Below are 17,407 nucleotides of genomic sequence, written 5' to 3'. Positions count from 1 at the left end.
TTGTGAGACTAACAGCAGGATTTACAGCTGAGTTCGTTCCCAGTCCAAAAACTCCTCCACTTCATCTTTGAGCTTTGCAAAGACAGCCAAAATCACCGAAAGATCATCAGCAAAGCCAAAAACTCCCAGAAAATCCGGGATGATATCTATAGGAGATAAAAAATAAACCAAGGCCAATACAACCAAGCCTAAGGTTGAGCTCGAGAGCTTTTTGACACCGGAGAAATGAGCCTTGAGCATACGAATAAAAATGGAAATCGGCTCCACTAACTTCTTGACACGGGGATTCCCCCCAAAGTCTACCAGCTTTTGCTTTACTCCAGCAATCAATTCTTTGATCTTTCCTTCTTTTTGGGCCAAGCCTTCTACCTGCTTGCCAAATAGAGCTTTTGCTTGATCGAGTAGCTGATGGGCTTTATCGCTGATTTTTGACATGGCTATTAGAAATAAATATTGATCTCTGACTTGACCTGTTTTAAAGCAAAAGCAATAGCGTCATTTTTTCGTTCCAAGGACAAAGCGAATATGGCTTTGGCCAAATCCATACCCTTTGATTGCTCTTCTCCTAGGCCTTGTCGACTTAGGTTGATAATGGTCGTGACTTCCTCGATCGCTCTTTTGACAGCTTCCCAGGTTTCCTCTGAGAAATAAACCTGTTGGGAATAATTATGGCTAAACTCCTCCCGCACTTCAGACAAAAGCACGGAATGCAACTCTGCAGCAGTCATCCCTGAGGCATTGGCACGTCGGACCAGATTATTTGGAGTGATACGCTCCAGCAACAGGCATAAGCGCTCAGCAGCCTGAAGTCTTACTGGTAGAATAGTCTGCGAGTTTTGGGTTTTCAACTCAATGAGCATTTTCTCACGCTCTTTGGAGATAAACGACACGATGACTAAGTACATGCCATATAGCACCACTCCTGCAGGGAGTACAATTTTGAGTAATTCTACTAAATAGTCCATAAATCAGATCTAGAATGTCCGAATATCCTAAAATTATCCGGCCTTATAAACGTATCCTTGTGTAAATTTGTAAAGTCTTCGAACCAATTTCCTGCCAAAAACATTCGAAATACATGCTCACCCCGATAAGTATTAGCGAAAAAGCAGAAGCTGAAATCAAAAACATCATTCAGCACAAAAATATTCCTTTGGATTACTTCCTCCGAGTGGGAGTCAAAGGCGGCGGATGTGGGGGTATGTCCTATGCTTTGGGCTTTGACAAACCCAAAGAAGAAGATCAAAAATTCGAAATCAATGGCATACCCGTTTTAATCGAAAAACGTCATTACATGTTTCTAATGGGAATGCAGATTGACTTTTTTGAAGGAGATGAAGCTCGGGGATTCACTTTTGTCAATCCAGACCTGCCAAAAAGACACGATCAATAGCTTTTATTTGTAAATTCATGGCAAGACCCAAGCCATGAAGAAATACCATTTTATTCTTTCATTCCTCTGCATCCTTTGCTTTGCAGCCAATGCTCAAGAGGTAAAAAGACTTGAGGATGGACAGTCTCCCGGAAAGGGAAACCTTTCTCAGGTAAGTTGGCTAGAAGGATTTTGGTCAGGTCCCGGCTTGGGTGGTGACTGTGAGGAGGTTTGGCTTCCTGCAAGAGACGGCCAAATGATGGGCACTTTTCGTTTTTTTGATCAAGGAAAGCTCATTTTTAGTGAATTGTTTTTCCTAAGTGAAGAAAATGAATCTATGACCTTGAAGCTAAAGCACTTCAGCGCAGATTTGACAGCTTGGGAAGATAAAGATGAATGGGTAGAATTCCGCCTAATTGAAATTGAGGATCAGACGATTTGGTTGGATGGATTGACGATGAAGAGGGAAGGCGAAAACTTGACTGTTTGGGTGGAATTGGAAAGTGGGGACCAATCGAGCATTGCTGCTTTTGAATACACAAAGAGGGATTTTTAATAAATCTTGAAGTCTTAGATTTAGTGGGAAAGTATATTTTGGTTATTTGGGTTAAATATTATTTCCAATTTAAAATTCTCCCACTTTCTGCGCTCCTAGAAATCTAATTAAAAATCTCCTACTCTTAAATTAATGAGAAGACAACCAAGATCTTCATTTATCAATTCTGAAACTAAGGAAATACTTTAATCTGAGGATTTTGATGTATTGAAATCTAATTGTTTTGTAGAGAGAAACCAGTTTGAGAAAATTTCACTTCGCAAAAAAGTAATGACTTGATTTGATCCTCATCTCTTTCTAACCTTTCCAGAGATATCCGACTCTTTTCCTTCTTCGATACTTTTGAAGACCAAAAGTATCCAAAAGTCTTGGCCCCGATCTTTTCTTTCCGCTGGAAGCATTTTCTGTTTACTTTTAATTGGTGCACAGCGGAATTTTGTCCTGCTTTGCTAACCTAAAAATGACTGGATTCCCGAGACAAGCTCGGGACTAAGTCATTTTCTTAATAGGTTAGCCAAGCACTCCAAAACCGAAAATCTCGCAGGGCCCCTATCGCCGAAAATTTCCAGTTCAAATCATAATCTTTACCAAACTATTTGTCCCTGAATTTAGTAGCGATCACCCTTAAGGATTTCTCGTCAATTTTATAGTAGACCCCAAAAAAACGTTTTTAATGAACTGATTCAATTTTGAAGCTCCAAAGTAAGACCAAATGGGCCATGGTTTAGTAAAAAAAAAAGACTCCTAAATTTAATCTTCCTCTGGAGAACTGAAATACCGAACTATTTCGATACTTTAACGTAATAATTTCGTCCATTACATTGAAAAATCATGAAAAGACTTTGCGTTTTTGTACTTGCTGTTTTTTCTTTTGCCTCCTGCAGAGTCTCGGATTCGGCTATTTCAGATGTTCGAAAAAACACCGAATCAATATTAGTTCATGATTTAGTGAGCAAGTCTGAGGGATTAATTGGGAAAAATACTTTTAAGCTTGTAGCACAAAATGAGGCTTCAAAAGATATAGTTCAATTGAATCGGATTTTCGAAAAAAAACTGATTCAAAATGGATTTTCGCTGGTTGAGGAAAACCCCGATTTATTAATACAAAGCGTTGTTGCTTCAGTTAACTTTGAACATGAGATAGTTCGTACAGGTGGTGGAATTAGTCCCGAAGGAAATTATTCTCCAACTAATTCCGAATTAAAAAAATCAGGACAATATGGAAAGGTGATTTTTTTGATTCAGGATGCCAAAACCAATGAAGTGCTTTGGATGGGGACAGGCACAGGAGTTTTAACAGCTAATGAAGTATTGAATTCTAAAGAAATCAAATCTACTTTGGATCAGCTAATGGCAAATAAAAACTAGCTATCAAGGCCCTAATAATCCTCGAAACCCGGCTTTACCAGATCCCAAAACTCATCTAAAGCTATCATCCTGGGTTTAAGAAAACTGATAATTTCAGGCCATTCTTCTTCATTTAGCACATTGACTCCCAGTTTGACTTTTTCGATCTTGGAAATCACCTGACCAAATTCATTGGGTTCATGCAGTATCCAATCCCAGGCTTCTCCGGTATTTTGCTCCAAGATTTTGCGAAGCTGTCCAAACTGCTCAAAAAACAGCTCCTGAAGCTCCTCATCCCGATGGGTAATTTCAATTCCGATTGATGCGAAGCCTCGCTCAGCTTTCATCCGAAAATAAATTTCCTTCACCCCTGTCTTGTAATTTTGCCAGTTGACCCGGCGGCCTTGGGCATTGGGAATGGGACGCATGTAAGCACCAAAAGCCGTCCAGAAGCTTTTTCGGATTTGGGAGAGTTCCGATTTGGTGTACATCTTAGTAAGACTTATGCGAGTCCTTGGGCAATACGATTATAAAGTCTCCTCCTGAGGCATTGGACTCATCCAAACTATCCAGTTGATCTTGCTCTACTGTATGGATATTGATGATTTTTTTGTCCGGGAAACTTCTTTTGACATACCATAGAATCCCCTCTCCTTCTTTGCTATGGTAGGAGCCATTGACATGGTAGATTTGTTTTCCCTGCTTTAAGGATTCAAAAAGTGATTCTCCCATCGTAGCATCTTTGAGTGCCTGGGCCTGAATCATATAATCTGAATTACCTGGTGCCCCGTGCATCATTCCTCGCATAGCCTCATAGCCCGGCAGCGTCATATCAATTGCGACTGGAAGTATAGCGAAATAGGCTTTGGCTTCATCGCTCAAGGAATCCAAAGTTTCAATACCTCCCCTGCTGACCAGCGATGCATAGCGCCTTGGTACATTTGAGGCGATGAATGGGATTTGATTTTCTTTAGCAAAAAGCATCAAGGGTTTGTAATCAGTGAGGTAATTATTCCAGAGCTTGGCCTCCGTCTCAAAGTTCTTATCCGTGATTTTTCCGGCCATCCACTCGTCGATCAAAAGCTGATCATCTCGCTCAAAAAACTCGGAGGCAAACACAAGGCGATCATTTTCCTCTGAAAGTGATTTAAAAACTTGTAGCTGTAGCCAATGAGCAAGGCTATTATTATGTAGCTCTCCAAAGAATACAAGATCAGCATTTTTTGACTCCTTCGCCATCTTTTCGAAACTTATAGCTTTGCCTTTGGAATCAAATATCTGATATGGAATTCCCTGTCCCATTAAGGACTGGAGGGACAAAATGAAAATCGTAAGAGCAAAAATGGAATTACGCATAATCTTCCGGGTATTGAATTTGAACAGCTGAATACTTCACCAATCCACCTAGAGCAGGACCATGTTTTTTCAATGTCAGTCGAATCTCCTTGGTTTTTGGATAGGCCTCCAAAATATCTTGCACGATCAGGTGTCCCAGATGCTCGAGAAGCTTCACTTTGACATCCATTCTTCCTTTGATGATTCGATAAAGTACGGAGTAATCAACGGTGGCTTTTAAATCATCATGCAGCATCGCATCCCGAAATTCGGTCTCTAATTCGAGATCTAATGTGAAGCGATTTCCGAGAATAGACTCCTCCGGATAGGCTCCATGATAGGCATGGAATTCAATTCCTTCCAGTGATACTTTTCCCATTAGTCGAATTGGTCAAAAAATGATCCTGATTGATTTGCATCGTCTTTTGGCTGCGGCTTAGGCGGAGCTTGCTGATTTTTGATCTCCACTTTTTTAGGCTCTTCTTCCTCATCCTGCACATCCTCAGATAGATCCGAGACTTCTTCCTCTACATCCGTTTCAGGCTGTACATCCGGGGTGCTATCGTGGATTTCGATTTCGATTTCCTCCTCGATGATTTCCATTTCCTCCAATGGATCTTCTACCACTTCCTCTTCTACTTTCACTTGAGTGTTGCCCATTGATTGGGAAAGCTGTTCAGATAAAGATTCAAGATTGGCAAATGTAAAAGCCTGCGAGCGACTCAGTTCATCCACTGCCCGAGCGTGAGCCTTGGCGTCGATCCGATTGAAATGTGCGTCAGAAAGATCAATCTGATTCAGCATATCCTGCGATATTCTGCGAAGACTTTTGACCAAAAGTTCCCGCTGCTCGACCAAGCTTTCGTAGCTTCTGACCAAGCCTTGCATGCTTTCTCTGAGTTCCACGATCGTGTCTTTAGCTTTGCTCTCAGCAGCTGCGATGATGACTGCCGCATCCGCATCGGCCTTTTTCTTTGCTTCGCCGATGATCTTATCTGCGTAATCATTCGCATTCTTTGCGCTGACATTTGCCTCTTCGATGATTTGATCGGCTGCTGCATTTGCCTCTTCGATAATACTAGCTCCTGTGTCCTCAGCGGTCTTCAAAGTCCTGAAAAGCGAATCCTCTACATCCTTCAGGCGCTTGGCTTCTGCTTCTGTCTGTTGAAGTTTACTTTTCAATTCAAGATTTTCCTGATTGAGCTGCTCATAAGCTTGACTCACTTGCTCTAGAAATTCCTCTACTTGTTTTTTTTCGTAACCTCGGAAGCCAGTTTCGAAGGATTTCTTGCGTATTTCGGTAGGTGATATTTTCATTTTTTTAATGTCTTTTTTATCGGCAAAATCCACTTAAGTACCATTTAGGTAGAGTGGAATTTCTTTAAACATCCACTTTGGGAGAATGTATTTTAAGGGCACTTCATATTTCTTGTTCTAATCCAAGATTCCAAATGGAAATGGTCCGATCATCAGAAATGGAGATAATATCATTCGAGTAACTACTCCAGATGACCTTATTGACTGAGGTTCCGTGCCCGGCATTCCGTGCCTTATCGATGACTTTCAATAATTTTCTTTCTTCAGGACTCCATATTTTGATGGATTTATCCATAGAGCAAGTCACCAAAAGCTGTCCATCCTCCCGAAAATCCAGGAAATTAATCGCATACATATGAGCTACTACATCCTCCTCTAATTCGTAGGGATCAGTTTTCCAAAACTTCAAATGGGCATCTCTAGAACCACTGACCAAGTAGCTTTCATCCGGAGAATAACCCAAGGCAAAAACCGAATTGACATGGCTTTTTAAATTGGCAATCGGCTTGAAATCCTCTGCTAAGTCCAAAATCTTAACACTGTGATCAGAAAGCCCGAGAGCAAGATGCATTTTTTCAACGGCCACATCCATCACACGAATACTCTTCGAACTCAGCTTGATATGCTTCTTCACAGCGCGGGAAGAAATATCGACTATAGTTAAAACTCCATCTCCATCTCCTACAAGAATTTGGTCACCGACCACAGTAATATGGAAAATGGCAAATTCCGTCATTTTCAGGGACCAAATCTCTTTGTTTTCGTTCAGATCAATGACGTGAATTCCCTCAAAATTATGTCCTATGATTAAGTAATTTCGCTGATGATCGATCGCAAGCGAATAGACAGAATGCGGAAGTTTGGCGATGAGTTTACCGTCCTTAGGATTGTCCAAGTCCCACTCTACCACCATTCCATCACCTGCACCAGTATAAAAGTACCGAGGATCGGATCCTTCGGTCAAAGCATAGATACAGTCATTGTGCCCGGTGAGACTGTGTAATTTATAAACTTGGATTTTTGACATATATTGGCTTCTAATAGGAATGCCCTTTCGGCCTATGCAAACAAAAATAGAAAAAATTGATTCCCAATCGGTCTTGGTTCTAAAGAATATTCAGGACCAAGCTATGGATCAATTGGATTTCCTCAGCTTCCGCGAAAAGCTATCTTATGCCAATATTTCTCATCATGAAAAACGGAAAGAATGGGCATCTTCCCGAATGGCCATCAAGGAAGCCATGGACGCTCTAAACATCCCTTATCCGGGCTTTTTCAAAGACGAGCATGGCAAATCCCAAGTCATGAAAGGAGGAGGCCAAGTGAGCTTAAGTCATACTCAAGGCTATGCAGGAGCAATTTTTCACCGAGATCTTCCCGTAGGTATTGATATGGATTTGGTCAGGGAAAAAATCCTCCGGATCGGCTTTCGATTCTTAGATCAAAAGGAACTGGATTTCCTGGAAAAGGACCCCGTCCACTACACCATGGCCTGGTCTGCCAAAGAATCCATTTTCAAGTGTCAGGGGAAAAAAGGAGTTTCTTTCAGGGAAAACATTCTATTGGAACCTTTCGAGCCGGATGCGCAACTCATCAAGGGAAAAATTCGAGGAACGGAATTTGCGGATCACCATTATCAAGTTCGGGTGGAAAAAATCCAGGACGTCATTCTCACTTACACCATTTGGTAGCATGAACCTTAAAATACTTTTCGCTTTTTCCTTTTTTATCATTTCTCAGACCATAGTCGCACAGAGTCTAGGAGACATTTCGCTTCAAGATGCAGTGACAGGCAAGACACAAACCATCGCAGACCTTACCGATCAGAAAGGATTGGTTTTGATCTATTTTGACCTGAATTGTCCTTTTACCAAAATGTATGAGGGAAGGATCAAGGCACTTCGGACTAAATTCAGTAATCAAGGCTTCCGCTTCGCTTTGATTCATTCCGACTCAAAGGCATCTGCAGAAGAACTTAAAAACTACATCGATTCCTCCGGCATGAATATGCCATTCTTTTTACAATCAGGAACTGAGGCGAATCAAGGATTGGGAGTAGTGAAAATCCCAGAAGCTTTTTTGATCAGCAAACAGGAAGACATCCCTACCGTCATTTACCATGGCGCGATCGATAATAATCCCCAAGCGGAAAATGCAGTCAGCGAGCGCTTTCTCGAGCGTGCCATCAATCAGTTTTTGGGAGGAAATATGCCCAGTCCTGCTCAAGTTCGGGCGACAGGCTGTAACCTGAGAAGTTTCTAATCAGATTTCAAGAATCTGAAGAAGCTCTTGGATTTCCAGCACCTTTTCTGCTTCACCTAATTTTTCAAAAGCAAAGGCTAGATTTCTAAGAGACCTCATCACGATCTGATGGGAATCAGTGGGCTCAAAAAACTCTTCTTTGGGTGCGATTTTCAAATGCTCTAAATAATTGTAGATATCCTGCCTTCTAAAAATCAAACCCTTGTTGAAAGCATTGATATAAAAAGTGATATCAGCAGAATTGTATGTCAATACAAATAGATTGGGAAGGTTAACTCCGTAAACTGGCAGACCCAATTTCTGAGCGACTAGCATGTAGATCGCACAAAGAGAAATAGGGTTTCCTTTTTTAGTATCCAAAACCGATGAAAGCATGGAGTTGGCCGGAGAGTGAAAGTTTTTGGTATTGGCAGAAAATCTCAGAGAATTGAACAAGACATTGTTGATGATCCGGATTTGGTCATAAGGACCCAAATCTGACTTAAAAGCTGTCCACACTTCAAAGTAAATCTGATGCATGTCCGCGTTAAGCTTTTCAAACTCCAAGTCAGGATATTGATAGGTGTTGATGATCCAAAGTCCTGTCAGCAAGTCCTTATCTTCAGACTTTTTCCATTCTTCCAGCCTTTCTTTCAGTTGCAAAAACTGAAGCTCATGCACCAGAAACTCAATCTCCCGCTGTATACCCGGATCAAAGCTATTTTCCCATTTCTTTTCCAAAAAAGGGATGATTTCAGCTCCCAAAGAAATAATTCGATCACGGACGTGGTTTTTCACTTCCTGATCGCTATCATCCAAGAGGGTGACCAAAGCATTTAATTCAGAAGTACTGAGTTCGCTCATTGATTTAATTTAAAAAAAATATATGAAGGATTGAGTTTGTGAGGTGAAATTTCTAAGGTGAATTCTGAAAGGTAAATGGTAAAAAGTAAGTGGAATTTGTGATGGATTTCTCACCCAAGACAAATTAACCACTTACTACTCACATAAAGCTATTCAAAATTTAATTTTAGCTGAATTTGAAATAGTCAAATTAAGTCTGAATGACCCCGACATTAAACCGCTCTGTGATGGGAGCATGATTGGCAGCGGCTATTCCCATGGAAATGACCTGTCGGGTTTCCCGAGGATCAATCACTCCATCTACCCAGAGTCTAGCTGCGGCATAGAAGGGACTGAGTTCCTCATTGTATTTATTGGTGATTTCTTCCAAAAGTGCCTTTTCATCCTCAGGACTGATTTCTTTACCGGCCTTTTTCAAAGATGAAACCTTAATCTGAAGCAGGGTCTTAGCTGCCGAAGCTCCTGACATCACGGCCATTTGGGCGGTAGGCCAAGAGTAAATTAAGCGTGGATCATAGGCCTTTCCACACATGGCATAATTACCTGCTCCATAGGAATTTCCAAGAACGATGGTGAATTTCGGAACCACTGAATTGGACATGGCATTGACCATTTTGGCTCCGTCCTTAATGATACCTCCGTGTTCGGCTTTGGACCCTACCATAAATCCACTCACGTCTTGAAGAAAAACCAAAGGAATCTTCCGCTGATTGCAATTCATAATAAAGCGCGCTGCCTTGTCGGCAGAATCTGAGTAGATCACTCCTCCCATTTGCATCTCGCCTTTGGCATTTTTGACCACCTTGCGCTGATTCGCAATGATTCCAACAGCCCATCCATCGATTCGGGCAGTTCCGCAGATCAGGGTTTTTCCGTAGTCCTTTTTGTATTCATCGATTTCTCCACCATCAACCAGTCCTCTGAGCACCTCAAGCATATCGTATGGCTTGACTCGGTCGATTGGGAATTTTGAGAGCATTTCATCAGCAGAAATCGCGGGTTCCTTCGCCTCCACCCGATCAAAGCCTGCTTTCTCGGAGGCACCCATTTTATCAAAAATCCGCTTGATAGCATCTAAGCAATCCTGATCCGTGTCAAATTTATTATCTGTCACACCTGATATTTCGCAATGCGTGGTAGCCCCACCAAGGGTTTCATTGTCTACAGATTCCCCGATGGCTGCCCTTACCAGATATGAGCCTGCAAGGAAGATAGTACCCGTTTTATCTACGATCAGGGCCTCGTCCGACATGATGGGTAGGTAAGCCCCTCCAGCCACGCAACTCCCCATGATGGCAGCAACTTGCACGATCCCCATGGCAGACATTTTAGCATTGTTGCGAAACTGCCGTCCAAAGTGCTCCTTATCGGGAAATATTTCATTTTGCATGGGTAAAAAGACACCTGCGCTATCCACCAAATAAATGATGGGCAGATGATTCTCCATGGCAATTTCTTGGGCTCGAAGATTTTTCTTGGCAGTCATCGGGAACCAAGCTCCGGCTTTCACAGTGGCATCATTCGCAACGATCATACACATACGACCGCTCACAAATCCAATTCCTGTGACGACCCCTGCAGAAGGGCATCCCCCCTCCTCCTCATACATTCCATCTGCTGCGAAAGCTCCGACTTCTAAAAAATCCGAACCTTCATCTCTCAAGTAATCAATCCGCTCCCTTGCCGTCAGTTTTCCTTTATCATGTTCTTTGGAGATACGTTTGTCACCGCCACCTTTTTTGACTACTTGGTACTTTTCTGACAACTCAGTCAGGAGTGTTTCCAGACTTTTGTTTTTTGATTCGGTTGAATTCATGGAGTTATTTGGGTTTATACATTTTCAAACTCGAATCTACAAAAGGAAGTTTGGTTTTCAGAAAAAGAAAGCGCTTAAAGTGATCTGATTACAATATGTATTGGTGAAGATCGATTTAGGTCTCCAGTAAAGAAATACACCTTCGGTGAAATACGCTTGCAGCGAAATAGGCTTCGCGAAATATACCAAGGTGAAATAGGCTTTCAGCGAAATAGGCTACGCGAAATATGCTTGCAGCGAAATACGCTTTGCGGCTACCTGCCGTGGCAGGAAATATACCTCTCTTCGTTCGGTGAAACAGGCCATTATTTCTTGGCGCAGCCATATCTTCTTTATCTGCGAAGCTATCTTTTAAAAAATCTTCTCTGGGTCCAAAAGACACCCTTCACTTCGGTCAGAAAGATATAGTCGGCTTCGCCTCCTAAGATACACCTCTCTTCGTTCGGTGAAATATTTTATCGGAACAAAGAGTCCTGAAGGCACTAAATGTTTTAGCCTAGGGTTTCAACCCTAGGTATAGGATTTAAATTATTCCCCCAGCGCTGGCCCTGGATCTCAAAATGGGAACTAATACTAAATGCCAGCAAGAGGACGAAAAATTATGAAAAGAATAAATAGAAATACGCTTCGCGAAATATACCTTCGATGAAATAGGCTGCGCGAAATACCACGTTTTTACATTATTTCAAGTCAAACAAGGCCTTTGATGATCTTCTTACCTTTCGAACGTTTTAATGGCAAATGATGAATGTCGGAGTCTAGGTTCTCTTCCCACTTCGTGCTTCCAACTTCCCCCTTCCAACCCCGAATTCAACACTTGATCTTTGAGATCGCTTCTCCCGATTCTCGGGATCGCGATGACGGTCCCTTCGTGCTTCCTTCTTCCAGCTTCCTACTTCAAACTCCCCTCTTCCAGCTCCTCACCTTCCCTCAATCTGATTTTTATAGTCACGGATGGATCGGAAAATTGCCGAAGCCATATACTCCTGACCCTGCTTACTCATCAGAAATCTTTCCTCATTGGAATTAGACAAAAAGCCTAGTTCAATCAGTACAGAAGGCATGGAGGGGGTCCAAAGCACATAGAATGGTCCCTGCTTCACTCCTCGGCTTCTTCGGCCTACTCGATCTTTAAACTGTTTCTCAACTTGATCGGCAAGGGAAAGCGAATTTTCGAAGAAAGCCTGAGACATCAAGTTGAACATGATGTAAGACTCGGGAGATGATGGGTCAAAACCCTCATATTTTTCTTCATAGCCATCCTCCAGCATCATCACAGAGTTTTCCCGCTTGATGATATCAAAGTTGGATTCGAAGTGCTTCATCCCCATGATAAAAGTCTCTGTTCCGTAAGCTGATTTATTCGCAGCAGAATTGGAGTGAATCGAAACAAAAAGGTCAGCCTTGTTCTTGTTGGCGATGACAGGTCTTTCTTTCAGCGAAGGAAAACTATCATCCTTGCGGGTATAGATCACCTCCACATCAGGAAGGTTTTCTTCAATATACTTTCCTACCAGTAGCGTAACTGCAAGATTGATATCCTTCTCTCGGGAGCGTGAACCTAGATTTCCAGGATCTCTTCCACCGTGACCGGCATCTAAGACGATCTTTTTCATCCGGAAAGCAGGCATCATGGTTTCATTGGGAATAAAACCACCGAAAAGAAAAGGTATCAGTAATAGAAGAGAATTAACAAATTTTTGGGTTTTGAATCTTCTCATGAGGGCAATAAAATTAACTTTACGCGTAATTTCGTACATACTAGTTAAGGAACGAGCGACTGTGCAGCATTTCAAACTCCTATTGAGTTTATTTTCAGTTTTACTAATGCCATTTTTGGCCTTAGCACAAGAGACTACGGAGAGGCAAGAACGAAGGCTTGCTGTGCCGGATACTCTGCAGTTTCCCGAAAGATCTGTGCTCGATTCACTGAAAATTCCTGCGGACTCAATTCCTACCAATGATACGACAAATATTGTGCCTCAGAGCGCGATCATGAGCGAAATCAACTATTTTGCTGAGGATAGTATAGTCACGGACTTCGAAACCAATAAGGTCTATCTTTATAGAGGTGCCTGGTTTGAATACGGGGAAATGCGACTGGATGCAGACCGCATCGTCATCGATTGGAAAAACAACGAACTCTATGCCAGTGGAGTCACCGATAGCTTGGGAAATATTGAAGGCAATCCCTTTTTCAAAGACCAAGGTCAGGTCTATGAAATCCGAAAGGAGATGCGCTACAACTTCAAAACCCAAAAAGCCATCATCAAAGATGTGGTCACGGAGCAGCAAGACGGTATTCTTCGAGGAGAAACCATCAAAAAGACAGATGATGGAAGTATTTATCTGGACCATGGTTACTATACCACCTGCAAGCTCACCGAACCGCATTGGCATATTTCTTCCAACAAACTCAAGTCCATTGAGGGAAAACAAGTCGTCTCCGGACCTTTCAACCTGTATTTCAATGGTATTCCTACCCCACTAGGCCTTCCATTCGGCATTATTCCAAATACTCCTGAAGAAAAAGCCTCCGGAATCATTTTCCCAAGCTATGGAGAGGAACAGGTACGAGGTCTATTCCTTCGTGACTTTGGATATTACTTCGCCTTTAATGATTTTATCCACGCCCGGGTCACAGGAGATATCTATTCCAAAGGAGGCTGGGGTGCCAAAGCCCAATCAGTCTATAAAAAACGCTATCGTTTTAGCGGATCCTTCAATGTGGATTTTCAGAAATTTCAGTCACCTGAAACCGAACTCAACCCAGTTGACTACAACACCTTCCGCGTAACATGGTCTCATACCCCTGAAAGCCGTGGAACAGGTCGCTTTTCTGCTTCCGTGAATGCAGGAAGTACTTCCTATTTCAACAATGTGATCAATCCGACCAACTTCCAAAATAACGTCACCTCGGATTTACAATCGAACATCAACTATACCAAGCAGTTTTCGGGCACACCTTTTTCCATGTCTGCTTCTGCCCAGCATTCCCAGTCAGTTTCCACGGGAGAAGTGAGGCTCAGACTACCTTCTTTCAACGTTTCGATGAACCGGCAGAATCCCTTTCGGAATGTGAAATTTGAGCCACTGAAGACACTAAATATTGCCTGGAACTTTGACCTTCAAAACTCCATCAGCAACCGGATTCAGTCCCCTACTCCCATTGATCCAGAATTGGGAGGCACGACCACTCCTGAGCTAATTCCTTTTACTCCAGAGAATTTCAGCTTGTTGTTGAAAAACGCGAATAATGGTGCTCAACACCGAATTCCTGTTAGCACCAACTTTACCTTATTTAAGTATTTCACCGGAACCGCCTCAGCCAATATCACGGAGCTTTGGTATTTGCAGCGATTGAATTTTTTCTACAATCCCGAATCGGAGCGAGTGGATCAGATTGTTGAAGATGGATTCAACCGGGTGACTTTTTACAATACCTCCTTCAGCATGCAGACCAACGTCTATGGCTTTTATAATTTCAAAAGAGGAAAGCTGCAGACGATCCGACACCATATTCAGCCCACCTTTGGCTTTAGCTACACGCCGGATTTCACCACAGATAATTTCGGTTACTTTCAGGAGGTTCAAACCAATGCGGCCGGAGATACCAGACTATACAATAGGCACCAGGGATTTGTATACGGGGGAGCGCCTGCTGGAGAATCAAGGGCTTTGACCATGGGAATCCGATCTGTTTTGGAAGGAAAAATCATGACCAATGAGGACTCTACTGCCGAAAACAGCACCAAAAAGATTCCCTTGATCGAAAACTTTGACATCAACACTTCCTACAATTTTGCTGCGGACTCATTTCAGCTGGCACCTGTGCGGATCAGTGCCCGAACCAGCTTTTTTGATCGAAGGGTTTCTGTCAATATGAGTGCTACCGTGGATCCCTATGCCACTTCAGCCTTTGATAATGGAACCGGAACAGAGACTATTCGGAGGATTAATCAATTTGCCTGGAAAAATGGACAGGGGCTTGGAACCATCCGAAATGCATCCTTTAACCTCAATGCCTCCATCAACCCTAGCAATGCCCAAAACCCGGGTGAGGTGCGGGATGAGCTGACCAATCAGTTTATGCAGCAAGGTGGAATCATGAATGAATTTGTAGAAAGCCAAATCAATCAAATCGTCACTGATCCAAGCCAGTATATCGATTGGAATATTCCCTGGAATCTATCAATCGGCTATAATCTTGCCTACAGCAAACCAACAAGTGGAAGTAGCAATGTGACTTCGGCCGTGCAGCTATCCGGAGATGTGTCCATCTCTGAAAAGTGGAAAATAAACTTCAATACAGGTATTAACCTGGTGGATCAGGTGATCACGCAGTCCATGATTGGAATTGCCCGCGATTTGCATTGCTGGCAGATGAATGTCAATTGGATTCCTTTTGGACGCTTCACTTCTTACAATATCGACATCCGGGTCAAGTCAAGTATTTTGCAGGATCTAAAAGTTTCGCGTCGCCGATCTTTCTTTGATCAATAAGAATTTGAATTGACGAAGTACGATTTACGAAATACGGTGTTTTTTTATATCAATTGAAGCAAAAAGAAGCCTCTGGATGGAAACTCTCGCTCTGCCGTTTAAATGTCGAATGATGAATGTTGAATGTCGAATGTCGAAGTCCAGGTTCGATTCTAGTTTAGAGTAAATATCGAAATACGCTTTCAGCTAAATATTCCTTCGGTGAAATACGCTTTCAGCGAAATAGGCTATGCGCCTGTCTGCCGTGGCAGGAAATAAACCTCCCTTCGGTAGATGAAATAAAGAGCGCTGTAGTGCCTGTCCGCCGAGGTGGACGCGATTTGTTTTAGCCTAGGGTAAGGAGGAACTGCCTGCCCCGATTTTCGGGGACGTAACCCTAGGTAATGAAATCAACCCATTCCCCCAGTGCTGGGCCTTGATTTTTGGTTTGGAAACGGGAATTAGGTCCCAGCAAGATGGAAACGTATATAAAAAAGCAGTCCGAAGAATGCCTTGCTTTAGGCACAGGCCTACCTGAGGTAGGTAAATCATGAGACCTGCCCGTCCGACAGGCGGGCCTGCGCCATATTGCGCCTTTTTGGAGGACGTAAAACCTTGAATAAATGCAGTGCGTGATGACCTGTCTACCGAAGGGAGGCACGAACGGCGGCAAATTTTAATTCAATATTAACCCGTCAGAGGAATCTCAAATCGTTATTTCTCTGTCACTTTTTGAAAGGCAAAAAGTAACCAAAAACCTTTTGGCCCGGTCTTTTCTTCAAATCGCTTCTTATAAACCGGAAAAATGAAATCTCGTTACGATTTGATTTTTGAAGGACTCTGAAATCTAAAAATGGGCGGATTCCCGAAACAAGCCTGTCTGACTAAGGCAGGTTCGGGACTAGCCCATTTTCTTAACAATTTCCTCGCCTTACAAAAACCGAAAATCCCGAAGACCATCCCAAATACTCTAATCAATTTATCCTCCTTATGGTTGGAGAGATCATATATTCAGATTTGTCCAAAAACAATCAACTATAAAGACTAATATTAGCGAAAATAGACCCTGAAAGGGTCCAACCTTGAATAGCCCGGGGTTTCAACCCCGGGTAAAGAAACCAACCATTTCACCAGCGCTGGCGCAGAATTCTGAAAGGGAAAGGGAATAAATATGCCAGCAAGACGAAGCGGCATTATTAATATGCTGTCAGGAGACTGCTATATTACAAGTACAAGCCTACCTGAGGTAGGTAAATCCTGAGACCTGCCCGTCCGACAGGCGGGTTTGCGCCATTTAGGGACTGCCTTGATTTTTTTATTTGGAACCGGGTATTTGTGAAAAAGCTTTAAACTTGATTTTTCCTCAAGAAATTCCTTGCCCGCTCTAAATCCTCTGCTGTATCAATAGCTATGGCCTGATGGGAAGTTTCTACCATGCGTATTTTCACCCCATGTTCTAGAATTCTGAGCTGCTCCAACATTTCCAATTGTTCCAATTCCCCTTTGGGCCAGGTAGTGAATTCTAGCAAGAGCTCCCTTCGATAGGCATAGATCCCCACGTGCTTTTTGTAAGAAAAATCCCCACTACCCTCTCGGTCAAAAGGGATGGGAGATCTTGAAAAATAAAGTGCATCGCTATTCTGATCCAAAACCACTTTGACCGCATTGGGATTGACGGCCTCAGAGGGAGAAATATTGAAATATAGGGATGCCATTTTTACTGATGAATCAGTAAAAACTGCCACTAGATCCTGAAGAGACTTGGCATCCTGAAAGGGTTCGTCCCCCTGCACATTGACAATCAAATCAGCATCAACTCGGCCCAGTGCCTCTGCTATCCGGTCCGAACCACTTTCATGTTCTTTTTGGCTGCGAAAAACCTTCCCTCCGACAGCCAGCACCTGCTCCTCAATCAATTCGTGATCACATACCACCCAAACTTCATCAAAAACTCCGGTAGCTAGGGTACTGAGATAAGTTCTTTGGATAACTGATTTTCCTTCCAGATCCTGCACCAATTTTTGAGGCAGTCTAGAGGAAGCAAAGCGAGCGGGAATAAGGGCTGCGGTTTTCAAAA

At 42.7% G+C, this 17,407-nt stretch carries 17 protein-coding genes; 6 read left to right on the top strand and 11 right to left on the bottom strand.

Translation table 11 applies throughout. The features are described 5' to 3' along the window. Positions 1-21: 21 nt before the first annotated feature. Both G457_RS0115195 and G457_RS0115190 read right to left on the bottom strand, forming a co-directional pair. Positions 22-435, bottom strand: a complete 414-nt coding sequence (locus G457_RS0115195) for a YkvA family protein (RefSeq protein WP_026947222.1) — start codon at positions 433-435, stop codon at positions 22-24. 5 nt (positions 436-440) lie between these two features. Continuing rightward, complete coding sequence (locus G457_RS0115190) at positions 441-965, bottom strand: DUF7935 family protein (protein ID WP_026947221.1); 525 nt, start codon at positions 963-965, stop codon at positions 441-443. A 113-nt stretch (positions 966-1,078) separates the two neighbouring features. Between G457_RS0115190 and G457_RS0115185 the strand changes: the two genes are divergently transcribed. The 3 genes from G457_RS0115185 (at position 1,079) to G457_RS0115170 (ending at position 3,296) form a co-directional block, all read left to right on the top strand. Further along, the gene (locus G457_RS0115185; protein WP_024283086.1) at positions 1,079-1,393 is read left to right on the top strand and encodes a HesB/IscA family protein; all 315 of its coding nucleotides are present in this window, start codon (positions 1,079-1,081) and stop codon (positions 1,391-1,393) included. Between the two features lie 34 nt (positions 1,394-1,427). Then, positions 1,428-1,928, top strand: coding sequence for a DUF6265 family protein (locus G457_RS0115180; RefSeq protein WP_026947220.1), 501 nt, complete (start codon positions 1,428-1,430; stop codon positions 1,926-1,928). Positions 1,929-2,759: 831 nt separating this feature from the next. Then, on the top strand, positions 2,760-3,296 hold the full coding sequence (locus G457_RS0115170) for a DUF4136 domain-containing protein (RefSeq protein ID WP_026947219.1): 537 nt from the start codon (positions 2,760-2,762) through the stop codon (positions 3,294-3,296). 11 nt (positions 3,297-3,307) lie between these two features. Here the strand turns inward: G457_RS0115170 and G457_RS0115165 are convergent, their stop codons facing one another. From G457_RS0115165 to G457_RS0115145, 5 genes are all read right to left on the bottom strand, one after another. Next, the gene (locus G457_RS0115165; RefSeq protein WP_026947218.1) at positions 3,308-3,766 is read right to left on the bottom strand and encodes a DUF4268 domain-containing protein; all 459 of its coding nucleotides are present in this window, start codon (positions 3,764-3,766) and stop codon (positions 3,308-3,310) included. Position 3,767: 1 nt separating this feature from the next. Beyond that, entirely contained in the window at positions 3,768-4,631 is an 864-nt protein-coding gene (locus G457_RS0115160) for a ChaN family lipoprotein (protein WP_155847176.1), read from the bottom strand. After that, on the bottom strand, positions 4,624-4,989 hold the full coding sequence (gene folB / locus G457_RS0115155) for a dihydroneopterin aldolase (protein ID WP_026947216.1): 366 nt from the start codon (positions 4,987-4,989) through the stop codon (positions 4,624-4,626). Before folB ends, G457_RS0115160 begins: the two co-directional genes overlap by 8 nt. After that, complete coding sequence (locus tag G457_RS22340) at positions 4,989-5,927, bottom strand: DivIVA domain-containing protein (protein WP_051260853.1); 939 nt, start codon at positions 5,925-5,927, stop codon at positions 4,989-4,991. The genes folB and G457_RS22340 overlap by 1 nt, the downstream gene beginning before the upstream one ends. Before the next feature lie 103 nt (positions 5,928-6,030). Beyond that, positions 6,031-6,954, bottom strand: a complete 924-nt coding sequence (locus G457_RS0115145; protein ID WP_026947215.1) for a WD40 repeat domain-containing protein — start codon at positions 6,952-6,954, stop codon at positions 6,031-6,033. Between the two features lie 34 nt (positions 6,955-6,988). Between G457_RS0115145 and G457_RS0115140 the strand changes: the two genes are divergently transcribed. Further along, entirely contained in the window at positions 6,989-7,618 is a 630-nt protein-coding gene (locus tag G457_RS0115140; protein ID WP_026947214.1) for a 4'-phosphopantetheinyl transferase family protein, read from the top strand. Position 7,619: 1 nt separating this feature from the next. Continuing rightward, on the top strand, positions 7,620-8,189 hold the full coding sequence (locus G457_RS0115135) for a redoxin domain-containing protein (RefSeq protein ID WP_026947213.1): 570 nt from the start codon (positions 7,620-7,622) through the stop codon (positions 8,187-8,189). Here G457_RS0115135 and G457_RS0115130 read toward each other — a convergent pair whose 3' ends face one another. The 3 genes from G457_RS0115130 to G457_RS0115110 all read right to left on the bottom strand — a co-directional run bounded on the left by G457_RS0115130 (position 8,190) and on the right by G457_RS0115110 (position 12,569). After that, on the bottom strand, positions 8,190-9,032 hold the full coding sequence (locus G457_RS0115130; protein ID WP_026947212.1) for a transglutaminase-like domain-containing protein: 843 nt from the start codon (positions 9,030-9,032) through the stop codon (positions 8,190-8,192). A gap of 190 nt (positions 9,033-9,222) precedes the next feature. After that, positions 9,223-10,848, bottom strand: a complete 1,626-nt coding sequence (locus G457_RS0115125; RefSeq protein ID WP_026947211.1) for an acyl-CoA carboxylase subunit beta — start codon at positions 10,846-10,848, stop codon at positions 9,223-9,225. A 920-nt stretch (positions 10,849-11,768) separates the two neighbouring features. Next, positions 11,769-12,569: an N-acetylmuramoyl-L-alanine amidase family protein gene (locus G457_RS0115110; RefSeq protein WP_026947209.1), complete on the bottom strand. Its 801-nt coding sequence runs from the start codon at positions 12,567-12,569 to the stop codon at positions 11,769-11,771. A gap of 106 nt (positions 12,570-12,675) precedes the next feature. On the opposite strand from G457_RS0115110, the gene G457_RS0115105 reads away from it, so the two are divergent. Continuing rightward, on the top strand, positions 12,676-15,351 hold the full coding sequence (locus G457_RS0115105) for a putative LPS assembly protein LptD (RefSeq protein ID WP_051260852.1): 2,676 nt from the start codon (positions 12,676-12,678) through the stop codon (positions 15,349-15,351). 1,325 nt (positions 15,352-16,676) lie between these two features. Here the strand turns inward: G457_RS0115105 and kdsB are convergent. Beyond that, the gene (gene kdsB / locus G457_RS0115095; RefSeq protein ID WP_026947206.1) at positions 16,677-17,405 is read right to left on the bottom strand and encodes a 3-deoxy-manno-octulosonate cytidylyltransferase; all 729 of its coding nucleotides are present in this window, start codon (positions 17,403-17,405) and stop codon (positions 16,677-16,679) included. Positions 17,406-17,407: the final 2 nt, after the last annotated feature.

Origin of the sequence: Algoriphagus marincola DSM 16067 (genome assembly GCF_000429405.1) — a bacterium.
Classification (GTDB): domain Bacteria; phylum Bacteroidota; class Bacteroidia; order Cytophagales; family Cyclobacteriaceae; genus Algoriphagus; species Algoriphagus marincola.
This window is presented reverse-complemented; position numbering and strand designations above follow the sequence as displayed.

Coding starts and splice junctions, on each gene's coding strand:
- G457_RS0115130 (WP_026947212.1), bottom strand. CDS start 9,032: ATGAGCGAACTCAGTACTTCTGAATTAAATGCTTTGGTCACCCTCTTG.
- folB (WP_026947216.1), bottom strand. CDS start 4,989: ATGGGAAAAGTATCACTGGAAGGAATTGAATTCCATGCCTATCATGGA.
- G457_RS0115195 (WP_026947222.1), bottom strand. CDS start 435: ATGTCAAAAATCAGCGATAAAGCCCATCAGCTACTCGATCAAGCAAAA.
- G457_RS0115160 (WP_155847176.1), bottom strand. CDS start 4,631: ATGCGTAATTCCATTTTTGCTCTTACGATTTTCATTTTGTCCCTCCAG.
- G457_RS0115190 (WP_026947221.1), bottom strand. CDS start 965: ATGGACTATTTAGTAGAATTACTCAAAATTGTACTCCCTGCAGGAGTG.
- G457_RS0115125 (WP_026947211.1), bottom strand. CDS start 10,848: ATGAATTCAACCGAATCAAAAAACAAAAGTCTGGAAACACTCCTGACT.
- G457_RS0115105 (WP_051260852.1), top strand. CDS start 12,676: ATGCCATTTTTGGCCTTAGCACAAGAGACTACGGAGAGGCAAGAACGA.
- G457_RS0115140 (WP_026947214.1), top strand. CDS start 6,989: ATGCAAACAAAAATAGAAAAAATTGATTCCCAATCGGTCTTGGTTCTA.
- G457_RS0115110 (WP_026947209.1), bottom strand. CDS start 12,569: ATGAGAAGATTCAAAACCCAAAAATTTGTTAATTCTCTTCTATTACTG.
- G457_RS22340 (WP_051260853.1), bottom strand. CDS start 5,927: ATGAAAATATCACCTACCGAAATACGCAAGAAATCCTTCGAAACTGGC.
- G457_RS0115185 (WP_024283086.1), top strand. CDS start 1,079: ATGCTCACCCCGATAAGTATTAGCGAAAAAGCAGAAGCTGAAATCAAA.
- G457_RS0115180 (WP_026947220.1), top strand. CDS start 1,428: ATGAAGAAATACCATTTTATTCTTTCATTCCTCTGCATCCTTTGCTTT.
- G457_RS0115135 (WP_026947213.1), top strand. CDS start 7,620: ATGAACCTTAAAATACTTTTCGCTTTTTCCTTTTTTATCATTTCTCAG.
- G457_RS0115165 (WP_026947218.1), bottom strand. CDS start 3,766: ATGTACACCAAATCGGAACTCTCCCAAATCCGAAAAAGCTTCTGGACG.
- G457_RS0115170 (WP_026947219.1), top strand. CDS start 2,760: ATGAAAAGACTTTGCGTTTTTGTACTTGCTGTTTTTTCTTTTGCCTCC.
- G457_RS0115145 (WP_026947215.1), bottom strand. CDS start 6,954: ATGTCAAAAATCCAAGTTTATAAATTACACAGTCTCACCGGGCACAAT.